This window comes from Dyadobacter sp. (assembly GCF_051859145.1).
Lineage (GTDB): Bacteria > Bacteroidota > Bacteroidia > Cytophagales > Spirosomataceae > Dyadobacter.
Genome location: NZ_JBHYGF010000433.1, coordinates 1 through 3249, shown reverse-complemented (window position 1 = coordinate 3249; position 3249 = coordinate 1). Strand labels below are relative to the sequence as shown.

Annotated in this window: 3 protein-coding genes; 1 reads left to right on the top strand and 2 read right to left on the bottom strand. The window is 45.7% G+C overall.

What is annotated here, in order from left to right; genetic code table 11:
• Positions 1 to 168: 168 nt before the first annotated feature.
• Positions 169 to 1299 carry a magnesium/cobalt transporter CorA gene (corA, locus tag ACTIE6_RS21020; RefSeq protein ID WP_439558503.1) on the bottom strand — a complete coding sequence of 377 codons (1131 nt, stop codon included), beginning with the start codon at positions 1297 to 1299 and terminating at the stop codon, positions 169 to 171.
• A 6-nt stretch (positions 1300 to 1305) separates the two neighbouring features.
• Positions 1306 to 2160, bottom strand: coding sequence for a universal stress protein (locus ACTIE6_RS21015; RefSeq protein ID WP_439558502.1), 855 nt, complete (start codon positions 2158 to 2160; stop codon positions 1306 to 1308).
• A gap of 431 nt (positions 2161 to 2591) precedes the next feature.
• Between ACTIE6_RS21015 and ACTIE6_RS21010 the strand changes: the two genes are divergently transcribed.
• Positions 2592 to 3249, top strand: a 658-nt coding sequence (locus tag ACTIE6_RS21010; RefSeq protein WP_439558501.1) for a dicarboxylate/amino acid:cation symporter, incomplete at its 3' end; no start/stop codon positions are given.

Below are 3249 nucleotides of genomic sequence, written 5' to 3'. Positions count from 1 at the left end.
ATGCCCGTCGTGACGCTCGCCTTTAATCGCGAAAAATATACTTTGTTCCGGGAAAGATACCTGGCGGCTGTCAGTAAGAATGTAAGCGGCTGTGGTTGAGATAGGTTGAGAAATCGTCGGAGTAAAACTCATTCCAATGCATTTTTAAACGGCGTAAAGGTATCAAACCTACATCCATTTTTTGCTTTTGAAATAAAATATCAACCCTGTGGTGACTACCGCCATTAATCCCCAGACATAAAAATAGCCGTACCGCATTTTGAGCTCGGGCATGTATTCAAAGTTCATCCCGTAAACACCTACAATGAATGTAAGCGGCATGAATACGGCGGAAAAAATAGTCAGCGTTTTCATCACGGAATTCATTCGGTTGCTGATTGTAGACAGGTGTACCTCCGCCAAGCTGGCTACCAATTCGCGGTAGGAGTCAATGGTATCCAGAACCTGCATCACGTGATCATAAAGGTCACGATAGTAGGGAATTACCTCTTTGGAGATCTGTATATTATCTTCCCGGATCAGCTGATTGAGCATGTCGCGCAGTGGCCAGATCTGCCGCCGCGCCAGTGTAAGTTCCCGTTTCAGGGAGTATAATTGTTTTAGCGAAAGATCTTCGGTGCCCCTGATTACCTGATCTTCAACAGTATCCAGCTCGTCACCTAATTTTTCGAGTACAATAAAGTAATTGTCGACCACCACATCGAGCAATGCAAAAAGCAGGTAATCGGGACCGTTTTTGCGTGTTTTGCCCACGGAAGCTTCAAGCCTGGAAAGTACCGGAGAGAAAATATCGCTCGTACGTTCTTCCTGAAATGAAATCAGGTAGTTCTCTCCCATTACAAAACTCACATGCTCGGAGGAAATGCAGATAGGCTGCTCCGACTCAATGTTGAGCATCTTCAAAGTCAGGAACAGCTGTCCCGAATCGTAGAGTTCGAGCTTGGGCTTGTGCTCGGTATTCACCACATCTTCCAAAAGCAATGAATGGAGATGGTAAGCATTTCCCAGTTTCTGAATGAGTTCAATTTCGTGGATACCGTCAACATCCAGCCAGGTAACAACAGGTTCTCCTTCTCGTGCAGGAAGACAGTCTTTCAGGGACTTGACGGCCTCATTTTTGATCATTTTTTCATCGTACTGAATCCTGCGCACCGTAGTTTTCAGCGCGATTTCCGGGCCTACATAGGTGAGTGTGCCTGGCGAAGTCAGCAGGTTGCGGCGTTTGTACCGCTTCGTTTTTCTGATCAAAGGCGTAAGCTGGTCGCCTTCGGGCTCCCGGACTGGTTCTTCCTTACTCAATTAATTTCAGGATTTAAGGTGAAAAACAAGCAGCGGTACGTGGGTATCGATAACCAGCTTTCTGGTAACGCTCGGGTTGATCAGGAATTCTTCTATAAATGAACGTTCCCGCGCAGACATAATAAGCAGGTCCGCACCGGCTTCATCGCAGTATTCTTCAATCCCGTCGAGGACGTGATTCGCTTTTTTGTAAACGATCTGATTCTCCGCAATTGCGAATTCAGCCTTTATCTCATCAATGTATTGATTGTCGGGCTGGATATTCGGCTGTGCGTCAGACTGGATTTTCAGTAAAGTCAGCTGAGCGCCCAAATGGTTGAGTAAAACAAAAACTTCCCTCAGAATGTCATTTTCATCATATTCAAACTGAGTGGCATATACGACCTTGCTGAACCTGGTAGGGTTACTCTGCGGCGGTATCACCAGCACCGGGCATTTGGATTGAAGCGCAATGTGCGTCGCCGAGCTTCCGATCAGCTTATCAAAAAAGCCGCCGGTTCCGGTCCGTCCCACAATAACCATCGCTGGCTGATGTTCATCAATGGCTTCTTCCACAGCAGACTGCACACTACCCAGCATCCACAACGCACGTGCATTGTAGCCTTCGGAAACCAGATTTTCGGCATATTGATCCAGCTTTTTCCGGTATTCATCTTCGAGGTCCGTGGTCATCGCCAGGAAATCCGCGCCGCCTACTTCGGGCAAAACGCCGCCGGGTGTAAGGTTTACATCGGCGATGTAGGGCTGGTAAGCATGCAGGATAAGCAGCTCGGTAGCTCCTTTTTCAGCGATGATTTTTGCGGCATTCAGGGCGTGCTCAGCGTTATCTGAAAAGTCAATCGGGATCAGTAGGCGGTTCATAAAATGACGGTTTGAGTTGGGAAAATGCAGTGCCCGAACATATTGAATTTCAGAACTGGATCAAAGGATTCAGGTCAGTTTTCATAATTTGGTAAGATAACAGTGAATGTGACGGGCTGCTGCAAATTTCATACTGTCTGTAAAGTCATGTTAAATTTTTATGCCAAATTAGATCTTTAAAACTGCAACCTGCGACAGACCGGGTAGCTTCTTCCTTTATATATTTGCATTAATCCCAGCTTTTATATTCTGTTAGAAACAGTTTTTTATTTTATTTTTCTGATTAAACCTGGTATAATCAATAGTAAAGTTCAGTTATGGCAATAATTTAATTCTGCAAATTACATGAAATACAGATGCTTTATAGCTGGCCTTAAATTGATTTTTAATAAGTTTACTATCGCAAACCGATCTCCCACTTCAATCCCGATATGAAGAGCAAAATTACCTTAATCAACATTGCATTAGTTACAGTAGCGGCTATCGCCTCAGTGCTAAGCGCCTACGATATTGTTCCCCTTTCCGATACAGTCCTTATTTCCCTCCGCTGGCTCGCGCTGGCAAGCCTGATCGTTTACGCGATCATTAAAAAGAACCTGACCACCTCTATCCTGATCTCCATGCTGGTTGGGACGGAAATTGGCTATGATTTTCCAAAAATGGGAACAGAGCTGCATTTTCTCCGGCAGATTTTCCTGCAGATGATCAAAACGGTCATCGCGCCACTTCTTTTCGCGACGCTGGTAACAGGTATTGCCGGTCACTCTGATTTGAAACAGGTAGGCCGCATGGGCTGGAAGTCGCTTCTGTACTTTGAAGTAGTGACCACATTTGCATTGCTGATCGGTTTGTTTTTTGCAAACTGGTTTAAGCCCGGCGAAGGGATTATCCCGCCTGAAAGTCTCAATGCGACTTTGCCGAAAGTAAGCGAGCAAACCTGGCAGGATATCGTGCTGCATTCATTTCCTGAGAACATTGCCAAGTCCATTTACCACGGCGAAGTATTGCAGATCGTGGTTTTCAGCGTGTTGTTTGGGATCGCATTGGCGCTGATTCCGTCTGTTAAGAAGGAAAAGTTTGTGCACGGCG